Annotated in this window: 14 protein-coding genes; 3 read left to right on the forward strand and 11 right to left on the reverse strand. The window is 66.5% G+C overall.

Going from position 1 to position 17,354, the window contains the following annotated elements:
- Window positions 1-15: 15 nt before the first annotated feature.
- From lpxD to rpsB, 11 genes are all read right to left on the reverse strand, one after another.
- Window positions 16-1,095 (reverse strand): UDP-3-O-(3-hydroxymyristoyl)glucosamine N-acyltransferase, encoded by a 1,080-nt coding sequence (lpxD, locus tag DTA15_RS02035; protein WP_006483817.1) that lies wholly within the window; start codon window positions 1,093-1,095, stop codon window positions 16-18.
- Between the two features lie 16 nt (window positions 1,096-1,111).
- Window positions 1,112-1,609, reverse strand: coding sequence for an OmpH/Skp family outer membrane protein (locus DTA15_RS02040; RefSeq protein ID WP_006495557.1), 498 nt, complete (start codon window positions 1,607-1,609; stop codon window positions 1,112-1,114).
- A 64-nt stretch (window positions 1,610-1,673) separates the two neighbouring features.
- Window positions 1,674-3,983 (reverse strand): outer membrane protein assembly factor BamA, encoded by a 2,310-nt coding sequence (bamA, locus tag DTA15_RS02045; protein ID WP_006493237.1) that lies wholly within the window; start codon window positions 3,981-3,983, stop codon window positions 1,674-1,676.
- Window positions 3,984-4,044: 61 nt separating this feature from the next.
- A complete protein-coding gene (rseP, locus tag DTA15_RS02050; protein WP_006483829.1) occupies window positions 4,045-5,415 on the reverse strand; it encodes an RIP metalloprotease RseP in 1,371 nt (456 codons plus the stop codon).
- 11 nt (window positions 5,416-5,426) lie between these two features.
- The gene (locus DTA15_RS02055; RefSeq protein ID WP_006483824.1) at window positions 5,427-6,623 is read right to left on the reverse strand and encodes a 1-deoxy-D-xylulose-5-phosphate reductoisomerase; all 1,197 of its coding nucleotides are present in this window, start codon (window positions 6,621-6,623) and stop codon (window positions 5,427-5,429) included.
- A 15-nt stretch (window positions 6,624-6,638) separates the two neighbouring features.
- Window positions 6,639-7,460, reverse strand: a complete 822-nt coding sequence (locus DTA15_RS02060) for a phosphatidate cytidylyltransferase (protein ID WP_006483814.1) — start codon at window positions 7,458-7,460, stop codon at window positions 6,639-6,641.
- A complete protein-coding gene (gene uppS, locus DTA15_RS02065) occupies window positions 7,454-8,236 on the reverse strand; it encodes a polyprenyl diphosphate synthase (RefSeq protein ID WP_006478494.1) in 783 nt (260 codons plus the stop codon). Before uppS ends, DTA15_RS02060 begins: the two co-directional genes overlap by 7 nt.
- A 49-nt stretch (window positions 8,237-8,285) precedes the next feature.
- Complete coding sequence (gene frr, locus DTA15_RS02070) at window positions 8,286-8,846, reverse strand: ribosome recycling factor (protein ID WP_006483822.1); 561 nt, start codon at window positions 8,844-8,846, stop codon at window positions 8,286-8,288.
- A 104-nt stretch (window positions 8,847-8,950) separates the two neighbouring features.
- Window positions 8,951-9,664 carry a UMP kinase gene (pyrH, locus tag DTA15_RS02075; protein WP_006402648.1) on the reverse strand — a complete coding sequence of 238 codons (714 nt, stop codon included), beginning with the start codon at window positions 9,662-9,664 and terminating at the stop codon, window positions 8,951-8,953.
- A gap of 156 nt (window positions 9,665-9,820) precedes the next feature.
- Window positions 9,821-10,702: a translation elongation factor Ts gene (gene tsf, locus DTA15_RS02080; protein WP_006483826.1), complete on the reverse strand. Its 882-nt coding sequence runs from the start codon at window positions 10,700-10,702 to the stop codon at window positions 9,821-9,823.
- Window positions 10,703-10,864: 162 nt separating this feature from the next.
- Window positions 10,865-11,605 (reverse strand): 30S ribosomal protein S2, encoded by a 741-nt coding sequence (rpsB, locus tag DTA15_RS02085; protein WP_006483818.1) that lies wholly within the window; start codon window positions 11,603-11,605, stop codon window positions 10,865-10,867.
- Window positions 11,606-11,982: 377 nt separating this feature from the next.
- Between rpsB and map the strand changes: the two genes are divergently transcribed.
- From map to DTA15_RS02100, 3 genes are read left to right on the forward strand one after another with little or no spacing between them, the layout of a single operon-like run.
- Window positions 11,983-12,798, forward strand: coding sequence for a type I methionyl aminopeptidase (gene map / locus DTA15_RS02090; protein ID WP_006483813.1), 816 nt, complete (start codon window positions 11,983-11,985; stop codon window positions 12,796-12,798).
- 48 nt (window positions 12,799-12,846) lie between these two features.
- The gene (locus DTA15_RS02095) at window positions 12,847-15,423 is read left to right on the forward strand and encodes a [protein-PII] uridylyltransferase (RefSeq protein ID WP_006483828.1); all 2,577 of its coding nucleotides are present in this window, start codon (window positions 12,847-12,849) and stop codon (window positions 15,421-15,423) included.
- A gap of 16 nt (window positions 15,424-15,439) precedes the next feature.
- Entirely contained in the window at window positions 15,440-17,317 is a 1,878-nt protein-coding gene (locus DTA15_RS02100; RefSeq protein ID WP_012492690.1) for a pseudouridine synthase, read from the forward strand.
- Window positions 17,318-17,354: the final 37 nt, after the last annotated feature.

Consider the following 17,354-nt stretch of genomic DNA (forward strand, 5'->3'; position numbering starts at 1 on the left):
TCTCGCATGATGCGCTCAGGCGTGGGTGCCGCCCTGGGCGGCGAGCGCGGCTTCGAGCGCCTTGATGCGCTCGCGCAGCTTGTCGAGGTTGCGCACGAGCGCGGCGCTCTTGTTCCATTCGCCGTGGTCGACGGCCGGGAACGCGCTGGTGTAGATGCCGGCTTTCGGCAGCGACTTCGATACGCCCGACTTCGCGGTGATGATCACGTAGTCGCCGAGCGTCACGTGGCCGGCGATCCCGGCCGCGCCACCGATCATGCAGTGGCGGCCGATCGTCGTGCTGCCCGCGATGCCGGCGCTGCCGGCGATCACGGTGTACGCGCCGATCCGGCAGTTGTGGCCGATCTGGACCTGGTTGTCGATCTTCACGCATTCCTCGATGACGGTATCCGCCATCGCGCCGCGATCGATCGTCGTGTTCGCGCCGATTTCGACGTCCGGGCCGATCGTCACGCCACCGACCTGCGGGATCTTGACCCAGCTGCCGGTGCGCGCGTCGCCGTCGCCGACGAAATCCGGTGCGAAGCCGAAGCCGTCGGAGCCGATCACGGCGCCCGCATGGACGATCGCGCGCGGGCCGATCTTGCAGCCGTGGTACACCGATGCATTCGGATAGAAATGAGAGCCGGCGCCGATCGTCGTGCCGCGGCCGACGAATACGTTCGCGTCGAGCTGCACGCCGTCTTCGATCACCGCACCGGCCTCGATCGTCACGTGCGGGCCGATCACCGCGGTCGCGGCGACCGTCGCGGCCGGATCGATCGTCGCGCTCGGATGCACGCCGGCCGCGCGCGGCGGCGTGGCCAGATCGATGAACATCTGCGCGACGCGCGCGAAGTACGCGTACGGATTCGGCGTCACGATGAAATTGCGACCGGCGGCGGCCGCGCCCAGCTTTTCCAGATCCTTCGGTGCGATCAGGACCGCACCGGCACGGGTCGATTCGACCTGCGACAGGTACTTCGGGTTCGCGAGGAACGCGAGCTGTTGAGGGCCCGCCTGGTCGAGCGGTGCGAGCCCGCCCACCTTGCACTGTGCATCGCCGGCGATCTCGCCGCCGAACCGTTTTACGAGTTCCTCAAGCGTCAATGCCATTCGTCGTCTGCTCCGTTCAGTTCGTCGAGCCGGACGCGAGCGCCTTGAGCACCTTGTCGGTGATGTCGATGCGCGGGCTGACGTACACGGCTTCCTGCACGATCAGGTCGTAATTCTGCTGCTCGGCGATCTGCTTGATGACCTTGTTCGCCTTGTCCAGCACGGCCGCCAATTCTTCGTTGCGACGCTGGTTCAGGTCTTCGCGAAATTCGCGCTGCTTGCGCTGGAAGTCGGTATCGAGCTGCGCCAGATCACGCTGCTTCTGCGCGCGATCGGCCGCCGACAGCGACGTGCCGTTCTTGTCCAGCGAATCGGACATCGACTTCAGACGTGCCGCCAAGTCCTGCAGATCCTTGTCACGCTTCGCGAACTCGGCTTCGAGCTTCGTCTGCGCCGCCTTCGCGGGTGCCGACTCGCGCAGGATCCGATCCGAATTGACCGCCGCGATGCGGGCGACGTCCTGTGCGTGCACCGTTGCCGCGCCCAGGGCCAGCGCAACGGTCAGCGCGCACATCACTCGTTTCGAAAACTTACCGGTTAGCAAAATTACCCTCTCGTTGCTGTTGTCATGCGTTCGTTCAGAACGCCGTCCCGATCTGGAACTGGAATTTCTGGTACTGGTCGCCTTCGTGCTTCTGCAGCGGGAAGCCGAGGCTCAGCTTCAGCGGGCCGATCGGCGAGATCCACGCGAGACCCACACCGTAGCCGTAGCGCAGGCCGTTGGCGCCCGTACTCGTGCCGCCCGGCGCGTTGCCCCACACGTTACCGCCGTCGAGGAACGTGAACACGCGCAGCGTGCGGTCGTAACCGGTGCCCGGCAGCGGGAACGTCAGCTCGATGTTGCCGACCAGCATCTTCGAACCGCCGATCGGGTCGTTCGTCTTCGTGTCGCGCGGGCCCAGCGAGCTCGGCTCGTAACCCCGCACGGAGCCGATACCACCCGCGTAGTAGTTCTTGAAGATCGGGTACGGGTTGCCGATACCGTTACCGTAGCCGCCTTGCAGGTTCAGGCCCAGGATGAAGCCGCGCGAGAACGAATAGTAGTACTGCGCCTGCAGGTCGGCCTTGTAGTACTGGATCTTGCCGACCGGCACGCCGTATTCGATGTTCGCCTGCGTGAAGTAGCCGCGGCTCGGAATCAGCGCGCTGTCCCGCGCGTCGCGCGACCAAGCCACCGTCAGCGGCACCGTGTTCGACACGCGGCCGAACTCGTTCACGTAGTCCTGGTAGCTCTGCGGCGTGTTCGAATCGACGTCGAGGCGGTTCTGCTCGAAGCCCGCGCCGAAGTACACGGTGTCGACTTCCGAGAACGGAATGCCGAACTTCAGGTTGCCGCCCGCGCTGATGATCCGGAAGCTCGAGCTCGTCGAGTAGTAAAGCGGCTGGTACGTGCGGTAGTAGACGTCCGTGATCCGCTTGATGCCGTCGACCGTGAAGTACGGGTCGACCTGCGTGACGGTCAGCGTGCGGTAGCTCTTCGCGGTGTTGACGTTCACCGACAGGCTCGTGCCCGAACCGAACACGTTGTCCTGCGACACGCCGGCCGACAGCACGACCTTGTCCGTCGACGAGAAACCGGCACCCAGCGTGATCGCGCCGGTCGGCTTTTCGTCGACCTTCACGTTCACGTCGACCTGGTCGTTCGTGCCGTCGACCGGCACCGTCGTCACGTCGACGTTGGTGAAGTAGCCGAGGCGGTTCACGCGGTCCTTCGACAGCGCGAGGCGGTTCGAGTCGAACCACGAGCTTTCGAGCTGGCGCATTTCGCGGCGCACCACTTCGTCGCGCGTGCGCGTGTTGCCGACCACGTTGATGCGGCGCACGTACACGCGGCGGCTCGGATCGACGACGAGGTTCAGGTTGACCTTGTGGTTCGCCTGGTCGATGTCCGGCTGCGCGTTGACGGTCGCGAATGCGTAGCCGTATTCACCGAGCTTGTCGACGATCGACTTGGTGGTCTGCTGCAGCTTTTCGGCCGAGAAACGGTCGCCCGGCTTGATCTTGATCAGCTTGTTGAGTTCGGCCTCGCGATCGAGCAGATTGCCCGACAGCTTGATGCCCGACACCGTGTACGGCTCGCCTTCGTGCAGCGTGACCGTCAGATACATGTCCTTCTTGTCCGGCGAGATCGACACCTGGGTCGACTCGATGTTGAACTCGAGGTAACCGCGGTTCAGGTAGTACGAGCGCACCGCTTCGAGGTCGCCCGTGAGCTTTTCCTTCGAGTACAGGTCGTTCTTCGTGTACCAGGAGAACCAGTTCGGCGTCGACAGCTGCATCTCGTCGCGCAGCGTGCTGGTGCTGAACGCCTTGTTGCCGATGAAGTTGATCTGGCGGATCTTCGCGCTCGGGCCTTCGGCCACCGCGAACAGGATCGACACGCGGTTCGCGTCGACCGGCGTGATCGTCGTCTTGACCTCGGCCGCATAGAAGCCGCGCGTCAGGTACTGGCGCTTGAGCTCCTGCTCCGCCTTGTCGACGAGCGCCTTGTCGTAGTAGCGGCCATCGGCGAGGCCGACCGCGCGCAGCGCCTTCGTCAGGTTGTCCTTGTCGAATTCCTTCGTGCCGGTGAAGTCGATCGACGCGATGGCCGGACGCTCCTGCACCTGCACGATCACGACGTTGCCCTGCGTGGCGATGCGCACGTCGTTGAAAAAGCCCGTCGCGTACAACGCGCGGATTGCTTCGGATGCCTTGTCGTCCGTGAAGGTATCGCCCTGCTTGATCGGCAGATAGGCGAACACCGAACCCGCTTCGACGCGCTGCAGCCCCTCGATCTTGATGTCTTGCACCACGAACGGTGCCGCTGCATGCGCCGCGAGGCCGTGCGCGGCGAGCGCGGCCGCTGCAACTGTCTTAGGTACAAAGCGATGAGGTTTGAACAACATGCATCCCCAATATTTAGCTGCATCAAATCGGGCGGCTGGCCAGCGGCCGCCGCCTGACGCTTCAGAAATGGATTAACCGAGCCAGATCGTTGAACAGCGCGATCGCCGACAATGCGACGATGCAGATCAACCCGGCTCTTTGCAGAATCAGCTGCCAGCGCTCCGAGACGGCTTTCCCGGTCGCGGCTTCAACCGCATAATATAACAGATGCCCCCCGTCCAAAACGGGAATCGGCAACAAGTTCAGGACGCCAAGGCTAATGCTGACAAGGGCGAGGAACGACAGGAACGCCGACGGGCCGAGCCGCGCGCTCTTGCCTGCGTAGTCGGCGATCGTCACCGGGCCGGACAGGTTCTTCAGCGACGCGTTGCCCGTGATCATCCGCCCGAACATCTTCAGCGAATACACGGAAATGTCCCACGTGCGGTGCGCGCCGAGCCGCAGGCTCTCGATCGGCCCGTAGCGCACGTCCACCGACGGCGCGTGCATCGACAGCGCCGCGCCGATGCGGCCGACCTGCTGCCCCGATTCGTCGTCGCGCTGCATCTGCGGCACGATCGCGACCGTCTGCGCGGCGCCGTTGCGTTCGATCTGCAGGTCGAGCGGCTTGCCCGCATGGTGCTTCACCGTGTCGATGAAGCGCGACGCGCCGCCGATCGGCTTGCCGTCGAGCGCGACCAGCTTGTCGCCGACCTTCAGGCCGGCCTGTTCCGCCGCGCTGCCCGGCTGCACCGACGCGACCGACAACGTGCCGCCGCCGGCCTCGAAGCCCAGATGGGCCATGAAGTCGTCGTCGAGCTGGCTGTCGGGTACGTTGCGGAGATCGACGCGGAAATCGAACGTCGCATTGCCGTCGCGCGCGCCGAGCACGACCTCGCGATGGTCGAACGCGGCCGACAGCAGCTTCCAGCGCAGGTCCGACCACGATCGCACCGGTTCGGACTCGCCGCCCTGCGCATTGCGGATCGACACGATCGTCTCGCTGCCGTCGAAGCCCGCGCGGGCCGCCGCGGTGCCGGCGGCCGGCGGCGCGACGATCGCGGTCGGTTCGGTCACGCCGGTGGCGAATACGAGGGAGAACAGCGCGATTGCCAGCAGGAAGTTCGCAATCGGCCCGGCCGCGACGATCGCGATGCGCTTGTAGACCGACTGGCGGTTGAATGCCTGGCCGAGCACCTCGGGCGGAATGCCGGGGCCCGGATCGCGCTCGTCGAGCATTTTCACGTAGCCGCCGAGCGGCAGCGCGGACAGGGTCCACTCGGTGCCCGTTCGGCGGCTGACCCAGCGCGCGACGGGCTGGCCGAAGCCGATCGAGAAACGCAGCACCTTCACGCCGCACCAGCGCGCGACGCGATAATGTCCGTACTCATGCACGACGACCAGTACCCCGATCGCCACCGCAAACGCGACCAGTTCGACCAGCACGTTCATGAGCACCCCATTCAGACAGTACGCTCCACGCGTGGCGCAGGCGCTTTCGCAATGATCGCGGCGGCGAGGCGGCGAGCCTCGGCATCCGCCGCGAGGACGTCGTCGAGCCCGTCGGGCGCGCGGTTCGGCAGCGTGTTGAGCACGGCGTCGACCGTCGCCGCGATCGCCATGAAGCCGATCCGGCGCTCGAGAAATGCTTCGACCGCGACTTCGTTCGCCGCGTTCAATGCGGCGCTCGCGATACCGCCTTCCTCGAGCGCCTTCAGCGCGAGCGCGAGGCACGGGAAGCGCGCGTAATCGGGCTTCTCGAACGACAGCTGGGCGATCTGCGCGAGGTCGAGCTGGTCGACGCCCGCGTCGACGCGCTCGGGAAACGCGAGCGCGTGCGCGATCGGCGTGCGCATGTCGGGGTTGCCGAGCTGCGCGAGCACCGAGCCGTCGCGGTACGACACGAGCGAATGGATCACGCTCTGCGGATGGATCAGCACGTCGATCCGGTCGCCCGGCAACCCGAAGATCCAGTGCGCCTCGATCACCTCGAGGCCCTTGTTCATCATCGTCGCGGAATCGACCGAGATCTTGCGGCCCATCACCCAGTTCGGGTGCTTGCACGCTTCGTCCGGCGTGACGTCGACCAGCGTGGCCGGTTCGCGCGTACGGAACGGGCCGCCCGACGCGGTCAGGATGATCTTCGAGATCCCGCCGTGCTCGGCCGCGTCGCGCGGCATGCACTGGAAGATCGCGTTGTGTTCGCTGTCGACCGGCAGCAGGATCGCGCCATGGTCGCGTACGGCGTCCATGAAGATCGCGCCCGACATCACGAGCGCTTCCTTGTTCGCGAGCAGGATCCGCTTGCCGGCGCGTGCGGCCGCCAGGCTCGGCGCGAGGCCGGCCGCGCCGACGATCGCCGCGACCACCGTGTCGCAGCCGTCGCTCTTCGACACGTCGACGAGCGCCTGCGGCCCGTGCAGCACGACCGTCTTGCTGCCGGCCGCGCGCAGTTTGGCGTCGACGTGCGCGGCCGTCGCGGCATCGCCGACCACCGCCACTTCAGGCGCGAAGCGCAGACACTGCTCGACGAGCTTGTCGCCGTTGCGGTGCGCGGTCAGCGCATAGACCGAGAAGCGCTCGGGATGGCGCGCGACCACGTCGAGCGTGCTGTCTCCGATCGAGCCTGTGGAACCGAGCAATGTCAGACGTTTTTGCATAACAGGAATAATGGTTTAACCAAGCAGCAGCATCGCGAGCGGCAGCACCGGCAGCAGCGCGTCGACACGATCGAGCACGCCGCCGTGGCCCGGCAGCAGTCCGCTCGAATCCTTCACGCCCGCCTGCCGCTTCAGCAGCGACTCGAACAGGTCGCCGATCACGCTGTACGCGACCAGCAGCGTCAGCGCGGCCCACGCGCCGGGCATCCCGTAGCGCATGGCGAATGCAGAAAACAGGGTCGGTTCGAACGCATGCACGGCCATCGCGACACCGGCGACGACCATCACCGCGAACCAGCCGCCGATCGCACCCTCCCAGCTCTTGCCGGGGCTGATCGTGATGGCCAGTTTACGCTTTCCGAAGGCCTTGCCCGCGAAGTATGCGCCGATATCGGCCAGCCAGACGACCAGAAGCAGCGACAGCACGAACGGCACGCCCTGCGCGCGGGCTGCCACGAGCGCATGCCAGCAGGCGGCGAACACGACGAGGCCGGCGGCCAGCAGGAACGGCCGCCACACGCCGCCCGCGAGTTCGGGCTTGCGCCGCAGCGCGAACGGGCCGACCAGCAGCCAGAACACGCCGGCCGCCATGAAAAGGGGACGGGACGATGCCGCATCGACGCCGAGCGGCGCGGTGGCCGCGAGCGCGAGCGCCGCGACGAGCGCATAGACGACCGGGCCGGCGCCGCCGAGCTTGAGCAGGCGCGCCCACTCCCACGCGGCGAACACGAGCACGACGCCGATCAGCGCACCGAACCCGGCGAGCGGCGCGAACAGCGTCACCGGCAGCAGCACTGCCAGCATCACGATCGCCGTGATCACACGGGTTTTCAGCATGAAAGGGAGTCGGCGTTCTGCGATTGCGGTTCGAGCTGCGCACTCGTGCGCCCGAAACGGCGCTCGCGCTCGGTATACGACGCCATCGCGTCGGCCAGTGCCGCGCCGTCGAAATCCGGCCAGTACTTGTCGGTGAAATAGAATTCGGCGTACGCGAGCTGCCACAGCAGGAAGTTGCTGACGCGCTGCTCGCCACCGGTGCGGATGAAGAGATCGGGCTCCGGCGCATAGGCCATCGCCAGGTGCGGCGCGAATGCATCCTCGGTCACTTCGACCTCGCGACCTTCGCGCACGGCCTGCTCGACGAGCTTCTTCGTCGCCTGCAGGATGTCCCACCGGCCGCCGTAGTTGGCCGCGATGGTGAGCGTCAAACGGGTATTGCGCGCCGTCTTGGTTTCGGCGCGGCGAATCAGTTCGCGGATGCGCGGCTCGAAACGGTCGAGATCGCCGACGACACGCAGGCGGATCCCGTTCGCATGCAGCTTGCCCACTTCGCGCTCGAGCGCGGTGATGAACAGCCGCATCAGGAACGACACTTCGTCGTTCGGCCGGCGCCAGTTTTCCGAACTGAACGCGAACAGCGTCAGGTACTCGACGCCGGCGCGCGCGCAGCCTTCGACCACCGCCCGCACGGCATCGACGCCGCGGGTGTGCCCCGCGACGCGCGGCAAGCGGCGTTCGGTCGCCCAACGGCCGTTGCCGTCCATGATGATCGCGATGTGACGCGGCACGACGCCGACGTCAGGCACGCGAACGGTAGAGCTGGTATAGGTCATGGCCGTTGAGACAGTAATGCGGGAAGAAGGCGGCGCGCGAGGACGGTCGTCAGACCGTCATGATCTCGGCTTCCTTGGTCTGCACGAGCTTGTCGACTTCGGCAACGTGCTTGTCGGTCAGCTTCTGCACGTCGTCGCTCGCACGGCGCTCGTCGTCTTCCGAGATTTCCTTGTCCTTCACGAGCTTCTTCAGCGCTTCGTTCGCGTCGCGGCGCAGGTTGCGGATCGCGACCTTGGCCGTTTCGCCTTCGCTCTTCACGACCTTGGTCAGCTCGCGGCGGCGCTCTTCCGTCAGCGCGGGCATCGGCACGCGGATCAGGTCGCCGGCCGTTGCCGGGTTCAGGCCCAGATCGGCTTCGCGGATGGCCTTCTCGACCTTCGCGACCATGTTCTTTTCCCACGGCTGCACGCCGATCGTGCGCGCGTCGACGAGCGTCAGGTTCGCGACCTGCGAGATCGGCACCATCGAGCCGTAGTAGTCGACCTGCACGTGATCGAGCAGACCGGTGTGCGCACGGCCCGTACGGATCTTGGCCAGATCGTTCTTGAACGCTTCGATCGAGCGCTGCATCTTTTGCTCGACGCCCTTCTTCACATCAGCGACACTCATTTCAACCTCCGAACCTTCAAACCTTCAAAGAACGCGGGCCCCGCCCGGCGCATGTCGCGCGCCGCGGCCGGCAACCCGCGCCGGTCGCCCGCATCCGCGGGAGTTTACACGTGGACGAGCGTACCTTCGTCCTCGCCCAGCACGATGCGCTTGAGCGCGCCCGGCTTGTTGATCGAAAACACGCGAATCGGCAGCTTCTGGTCGCGGCACAGCGCAAACGCCGTCGCGTCCATCACCTGCAGGTTGCGGCTGATCGCCTCGTCGAAGCTGATCGTCGTGTAGCGCGTGGCCGACGGATCCTTCTTCGGATCGGCAGAATATACGCCATCGACCTTGGTCGCCTTCAGCACGACTTCGGCGCCCACTTCCGAGCCGCGCAGCGCGGCGGCGGTATCCGTCGTGAAGAACGGGTTGCCGGTGCCGGCCGCGAAGATCACGACGCGGCCTTCCTCGAGCTGACGGATCGCGCGGGGCCGGATGTACGGCTCGACGACCTGGTCCATGCGCAGCGCGGACTGCACGCGCGCCTCGATGCCCGCGTGGCGCATCGCGTCCTGCAGCGCCAATGCGTTCATCATCGTCGCCAGCATCCCCATGTAGTCGGCCGTCGCGCGGTCCATGCCGGCCGCGCCGCCCGCGACACCGCGGAAAATATTACCGCCACCGATCACGACCGCGAGCTGCGTGCCGAGACGCACGACTTCGGCGATATCGGCCACCATCCGTTCGATCGTCGCGCGATTGATGCCGAAGGCATCGTCGCCCATCAGCGCTTCGCCGGAGAGTTTGAGGAGGACGCGTTTATAGGCATTGGACATAGGGGCTTCCGAGCGACGAGAGGATGACAACCACGAACTGTAGGGGCGAAATACTGATTCGGGCAAGCGCCGCCGACCGGACCGGGGTTCCCGGCCGGCCGGCGACGCCGCCGGCCGCGGCGGAGCGGACGCCCGCCGCGGATACTGCCTGACTGCTTACTGCTGCTTTGCTGCTGCGACTTGCGCGGCCACTTCGGCGGCGAAGTCGTCCTGGCGCTTCTCGATGCCTTCGCCGACGACGAACAGCGCGAACTTCTGCACCGCCGCATTCGCTGCCTTCAGCATCTGCTCGATCGTCTGCTTGTCGTTCTTCACGAACGTCTGGTTCAGCAGCGACACTTCCTTCAGGTACTTCTGGACGCTACCGTCGACCATCTTCGCGACGATTTCGGCCGGCTTGCCCGATTCCGCGGCCTTCTGCTCGGCCACGCGGCGTTCCGTCTCGATCAGTTCCGCCGGCACGTCGGCCGACGACAGCGCGACCGGCTTCATCGCCGCGATGTGCATCGCGACGTCCTTGCCGACCTGCTCGTCCGCGCCCGTGTACTCGACGATCACGCCGATACGCGCGCCGTGCAGGTACGTCGCGATCTTGTTGGCGGTTTCGAAACGGACGAAACGGCGGATCGACACGTTCTCGCCGATCTTGCCGATCAGCGCGAGGCGGACTGCGTCGACGGTCGAGCCGTCGAGCGGCAGCGCCGACAGCGCGGCCACGTCGGCCGGGTTCTGCGTCGCGACGAGTTCCGCGACCGTCTTCGAGAATGCGAGGAAGTCGTCGTTCTTCGCGACGAAGTCGGTTTCGCAGTTCAGCTCGACCAGCGCGCCCGCGTTGCCGCCGACGAACGAGGCGACGACGCCTTCAGCCGTCACGCGCGATGCGGCCTTGCTCGCCTTGTTGCCGAGCTTGACGCGCAGCAGTTCTTCAGCCTTGGCCAGATCGCCGTCGGCTTCCGTCAGCGCCTTCTTGCACTCCATCATCGGTGCGTCGGTCTTCGCGCGCAGTTCTGCCACCATGCTTGCGGTAATTGCCGCCATCATTCGCTCCTTGAGTCTGTATTCACAACGCCGCCCGCTTGGACGCGAACGGCCGAGATTCGTTTCCGGACCCGCGCCGATTCGGCGCGATCAGGTCCGGCGCACAAGCTTAAAAAAAGGGGGCCTGTTGAGAGCCCCCTTTTTGCGCCGGCTCGGGGCCAGTTACGCGTTTTCCTCGACGTACTCGTCGTCGCCGCGTGCGGCCTGGACCACTTCGTTGACCGCGTTCGCACGGCCTTCGAGGATCGCGTCGGCCACGCCTTCGGCGTACAGCGCGACTGCCTTGCTCGAGTCGTCGTTACCCGGGATCACGTAATCCACACCTTCCGGCGAGTGGTTCGTATCGACCACGGCGATGACCGGCACGCCCAGCTTGTTCGCTTCCGTGACGGCGATCTTGTGGTAGCCGACGTCGACAACGAAGATCGCGTCCGGAATGCCGCCCATGTCCTTCACGCCGCCGATCGACTTCTGCAGCTTGGCGATTTCGCGTTCGAACAGCAGCGCTTCCTTCTTGCTCATCTTCTCGAGCTCGCCCGCCTCGACTGCCGCTTCCATGTCCTTCAGGCGCTTGATCGACACCTTCAGCGTCTTGAAGTTGGTCATCATGCCGCCGAGCCAGCGTGCGTTGACGTACGGCATGCCCGCACGTTGCGCTTCCTGGGCGATCGTGTCACGCGACTGGCGCTTCGTGCCGACGAACAGGATCGTGCCGCGGTTCGCTGCCAGCTGGCGCACGTACTTCTGTGCGTCCGTGAACATCGGCAGCGTCTTTTCGAGGTTGATGATGTGAATCTTGTTGCGGTGACCGAAAATGAACGGAGCCATCTTCGGGTTCCAGAAGCGCGTCTGGTGACCGAAGTGGACACCCGCTTCCAGCATTTGGCGCATCGTAACTGCCATGTAAATTCTCCACGAGGGTTGGGTCTTAAGCCGGCTGCCGTACCGCCGCGCGAACCCGCCACGAAGGCGTGAATTCCGCACGGACGGCACCCTGGTTGCGCCGGCTTGCGATTCGGCACGCGCAAAACGCCCGTGCCGCAAGCCTTTCACCGCGATGCCGCCCCAACTTGGGGCAAATTCGGCATTTGGATATCGACTTAGCCAAAGAGTATAGCACGCGGATTTGTCCGCTCTCAAGTCGCTCGGCACTTTCGCTTGCCGCGCGGCAGCGGGCCGGGCAATCCGCGAAAACCCGCATCCGCGCGGCCCGCAGGGGCTGCGAGGCCCGCCATAAGGTGCGATAATCCGTCAATTCACCGCATTCCAGGCATACCTCGATGGCTATTACGCTCAAAAACGAACACGATATCGCGGAGATGCGCGTCGCCTGCCGTCTCGCGAGCGAAGTGCTCGACTTCATCACGCCGCACGTCGTCGCGGGCGTCACGACCGCCGAACTCGACCGCCTCTGCCACGAGTTCATGCTCAACGAGCAAGGCACGATCCCCGCGCCGCTGAACTACCAGCCGCCCGGCTATCCGCCGTACCCGAAGGCCACCTGCATTTCGGTCAACGACGTGATCTGCCACGGCATTCCCGGCGAGAAGGTGCTCAAGAACGGCGACGCGCTGAACATCGACATCACCGTGATCAAGAACGGCTATTTCGGCGACACCAGCCGGATGTTCATCGTCGGCGAGGGCTCGATCCTCGCGAAGCGCCTCGTGCAGACCACCTACGAATGCATGTGGCTCGGCATCGACCAGGTCAAGCCCGGCGCGCATCTCGGCGACATCGGCCATGCGATCCAGAAGCACGCGGAGGCGCAGGGCTACAGCGTCGTGCGCGAATATTGCGGCCACGGCATCGGTACGGTGTTCCACGAGGATCCGCAGGTCGTCCACTACGGCCGTCCGGGCACCGGCATCGAACTGAAGGCCGGGATGATCTTCACGATCGAGCCGATGATCAACGCCGGCAAGCGCGACATCCGCACGATGCCCGACCAGTGGACGGTCAAGACCCGCGACCGCAGCCTGTCCGCGCAGTGGGAGCACACGGTGCTCGTCACCGAAACCGGCTACGAAGTGCTGACCGTGTCTGCCGGCACGCCGGCGCGCCCGGTGTTCGCACAGCCGGCCGCCGCCGTCTGAGCGCCGTCGCGCCCCGCCCGCCCCACTTTCGCACCTGAACGGCCGCCCATGAGCGCTCACGCTGCCCCCTCGCCCGAAGCGCTGTCGCGGCGCGCCGAATTCAAGGCCGCCAAGACGGAGATGCTCGAGCGCTTTCGCCGCGCGGCGAACGTCGCGTCGCTGATGCACGCGCTGTCGAAACTCACCGACGATGCATTGAAACGCGTGTGGGACGACTGCGGACTGCCCGCGACGCTCGCGCTCGTCGCCGTCGGCGGGTACGGGCGCGGCGAGCTCGCGCCCTATTCCGACGTCGACATCCTCGTGCTGCTGCCGGATGCGCACGACGCGGCGCTCGACGCGCGCATCGAGCGCTTCATCGGCATGGCGTGGGATCTCGGCCTCGAGATCGGCAGCAGCGTGCGCACGGTCGCGCAGTGCATCGAGGAGGCGTCGCAGGACGTCACGGTGCAGACCTCGCTGCTGGAAGCGCGCCGCATCGTCGGCAGCACCGCGCTGTTCGAGCGCTTCACCGTGCGCTACCACGAAGCGCTCGACGCCCGCGCGTTCTTCACCGCGAAGGTGCTGGAGATGCGCCAGCGCCACGCGAAGTTCCAGGACACGCCGTACAGCCTCGAACCGAACGTGAAGGAAAGCCCGGGCGGGCTGCGCGACCTGCAGACGATCCTGTGGATCGCACGCGCGGCCGGCTTCGGCAGCAGCTGGCGCGAACTCGACACGCGCGGCCTGATCACCGACCGCGAAGCGCGCGAGCTGCGCCGCAACGAAGGGTTCCTGAAGACGCTGCGCGCGCGGCTGCACGTGATCGCCGGGCGTCGCCAGGACATGCTCGTGTTCGACCTGCAGACGCAGGCCGCCGAAAGCTTCGGCTACCAGCCGACGCAGGCCAAGCGGGCGAGCGAGCAGCTGATGCGTCGCTACTACTGGGCCGCGAAAGCGGTCACGCAGCTCGCGACGATCCTGATCCAGAACATCGAGGCGCAGCTGTTCCCCGCGACGAGCGGCATCACGCGCGTGCTGTCGGCCGATCGCTTCGTCGAGAAACAGGGGATGCTCGAGATCGTCGACGACGGCGTGTTCGAGCGCCATCCCGACGCGATCCTCGAAGCCTTCCTGCTGTACGAAACGACGCGTGGCGTGAAAGGCCTGTCCGCCCGCACGCTGCGCGCGCTGTACAACTCGCGCGAGATCATGAACAACGCGTGGCGCCGCGATCCGCGCAACCGCGACACGTTCATGCGGATCCTGCAGCAGCCCGAAGGCATCACGCACGCGTTCCGGCTGATGAACCAGACGAGCGTGCTCGGCCGCTACCTGCTGAATTTCCGCCGCATCGTCGGGCAGATGCAGCACGACCTGTACCACGTGTACACGGTCGACCAGCACATCCTGATGGTGCTGCGCAACATCCGCCGCTTCGCGGTAGCCGAGCATGCGCACGAATACCCGTTCTGCAGCCAGCTGATCGGCAACTTCGAGCGCCCGTGGGTGCTGTATGTCGCGGCACTGTTCCACGACATCGCGAAGGGCCGCGGCGGCGACCACTCGACGCTCGGGATGGCCGACGCGCGGCGCTTCTGCCGCGAGCACGGCATCGCCGGCGACGATGCGGCGCTGATCGTGTGGCTCGTCCAGCATCACCTGACGATGAGCCAGGTCGCGCAGAAACAGGACACGAGCGACCCCGAAGTCATCAAGCGCTTCGCCGAGGTCGTCGGCAACGAGCGCTATCTCACCGCGCTCTACCTGCTGACCGTCGCCGATATCCGCGGCACGAGCCCGAAGGTGTGGAACACGTGGAAGGGCAAGCTGCTCGAGGATCTGTACCGCATCACGCTCGCGGTGCTCGGCGGCGCGAACCCCGACGCGCATTCGGAGCTGAAGTCGAGACAGGAGCAGGCGCTCGCGCTGCTGCGCCTGGAAACCGTGCCGGACGATGCGCACCGCGCGTTGTGGGATCAGCTCGACGTCGGCTTCTTCCTGCGTCACGACGCGGCCGACATCGCATGGCAGACGCGTGTGCTGTACCGGCACGTGAACGCCGAAACCGCGATCGTCCGCGCGCGGCCGTCGCCGATCGGCGACGCGCTGCAGGTGCTCGTGTACGTGAAGGACCGCCCCGACCTGTTCGCGGGCATCTGCGCGTATTTCGACCGCAACGGGCTGTCGGTGCTCGATGCGCGCGTCAGCACGACGCGGCACGGGTATGCGCTCGACAACTTCATCGTCACGCAGACCGAGCGCGACGTGCGCTACCGCGACATCGCGAACCTCGTCGAGCAGCAGCTCGCGGCGCGGCTCGCCGAAACCGCCCCGCTGCCGGAACCGTCGAAGGGCCGCCTGTCGAGGCTGTCCCGGACGTTTCCGATCACGCCGCGCGTCGACCTGCGGGCCGACGAGCGCGGTCAGTACTACATCCTGTCCGTGTCGGCCAACGACCGGCCGGGCCTTCTCTATTCGATCGCGCGCGTCCTCGCCGAACATCGGATCGGCGTCCATGCGGCGCGGATCAATACGCTCGGCGAGCGCGTCGAAGACATCTTCCTGCTCGCGGGCGCCGGCCTGTCCGATAACCGCCTGCAGATCCAGCTCGAAACCGAATTGCTGCGTGCGATCGCAGTCTGAATGAATCCCAGCGTTTATGCGCACCAAATTAACCGTCAAGAATCCGAAGCCGGCGTCGCCGACTCGCGCCCCTGTCCGCTCCGGCAGCCTCGTCGCCCGCAAGGCGGTGCGTCCCGCCGCGCCACCCGCAGGCGACAAGCCGGCCCGCCCGAAGAAGGCGCCCGCGACCGCCGCCACCGGCGAGCGCTCGTTCAAGCCGCGCGGCGCCGCCGGCGCCGAACGCCCGGGCGCGGATCGCGCGCCGGCCAAGCGCGCGCCGCGTGACGGCGGTGCCGAGCGCGGCACGCGCGCGCCGTACCGCGACAATGCAGCCGGTGAAGGCGCGAAGCGCAGTTTCGGCGACCGTCGCACGTCGTCGGATCGCCCGCCGCGCCGCGATGACGATGCTCGTCCGCGTCGCGCGGGTGGCGACGAAGGCAAGCGCCCGTCCTATCGCGACAACGCATCCGGTGAAGGCGCGAAGCGCGGCTTCGGCGAGCGTCGCACGTCTTCCGATCGACCGCCGCGCCGTGATGACGACGCACGTCCGCGCCGCGCGGGCGGCGACGAAGGCAAGCGCCCGTCCTATCGCGACAACGTATCCGGTGAAGGCGCGAAGCGCAGCTTCGGCGAGCGTCGCACGTCTTCCGATCGACCGCCGCGCCGTGATGACGACGCACGTCCGCGCCGCGCAGCAGGCGGTGACGACAGCAAGCGCCCGTCGTACCGCGACAAAGCCACCGGCGAAGGCGCGAAGCGCAGCTATGGCGACCGCCGTACGTCGTCCGATCGCCCGCCGCGCCGCAGCGACGACGATACGCGTCCGCGCCGTGCAGCGGGTGGTGACGACAGCAAGCGCCCGTCGTACCGCGACAAGGCCGCCGGCGAAGGCGCGAAGCGCGGCTTCGGCGACCGCCGCACGTCGTCCGATCGCCCGCCGCGCCGTGATGACGACGCACGTCCGCGCCGCGCAGCAGGCGCCGACGACAGCAAGCGTCCGTCCTACCGCGACAAGGCCGCCAGCGAAGGCGCGAAGCGCAGCTTCGGCGACCGCCCCGCCCGCCCGGCACGCGACGGCGACCGCCGTTCGTTCGGCGCGGTGAAGACCGCGCAACCCGTCAAGCGCGCGGCGGCCGACGTCGACTACGGCGACGAAACGGGCCTGATGCGCCTGTCGAAGCGGATGTCCGAACTCGGCATGTGCTCGCGCCGCGAAGCCGACGAATGGATCGAAAAGGGCTGGGTGCTCGTCGACGGCGAACGCATCGACACGCTCGGCACCAAGGTGCGCGCCGACCAGAAGATCGAGATCGACGAGCGTGCGAGCGCCGCGCAGGCCGCGCAAGTGACGATCCTGCTGCACAAGCCGGTCGGCTACGTGTCGGGCCAGGCGGAAGACGGCTACGAGCCGGCGGCCGTGCTGATCACGCGCGCGAACCGCTGGAGCGGCGATCATTCGCCGGTGCGCTTCTCGCCGCAACACCTGCATGCGCTTGCGCCGGCCGGCCGTCTCGACATCGACTCCACCGGCCTGCTGGTGCTGACGCAGAACGGCGTGATCGCGAAGCAGCTGATCGGCGAGCAGTCGGACATCGACAAGGAATACCTGGTGCGCGTGCGCTTCGGCGAACGACTGATCGACATCGACCAGCACTTTCCGGCGGAATCGCTCGCGAAGCTGCGCCACGGCCTCGAACTCGACGGCGTCGCGCTGAAGCCCGCGATGGTGAGCTGGCAGAACGGCGAGCAGCTGCGCTTCGTGCTGCGCGAAGGCAAGAAGCGCCAGATCCGCCGCATGTGCGAACTGGTCGGCCTCGACGTGATCGGCCTCAAGCGCGTGCGGATGGGCCGCGTGATGCTCGGCGCGCTGCCGCAGGGCCAATGGCGCTACCTGTCGGCCGACGAGACGTTCTGACCGCAAGCACCCGGTACGCCATCCAATGAAAAAGCCC

It is taken from the genome of Burkholderia cenocepacia, from assembly GCF_900446215.1.
Taxonomy (GTDB): domain Bacteria; phylum Pseudomonadota; class Gammaproteobacteria; order Burkholderiales; family Burkholderiaceae; genus Burkholderia; species Burkholderia cenocepacia.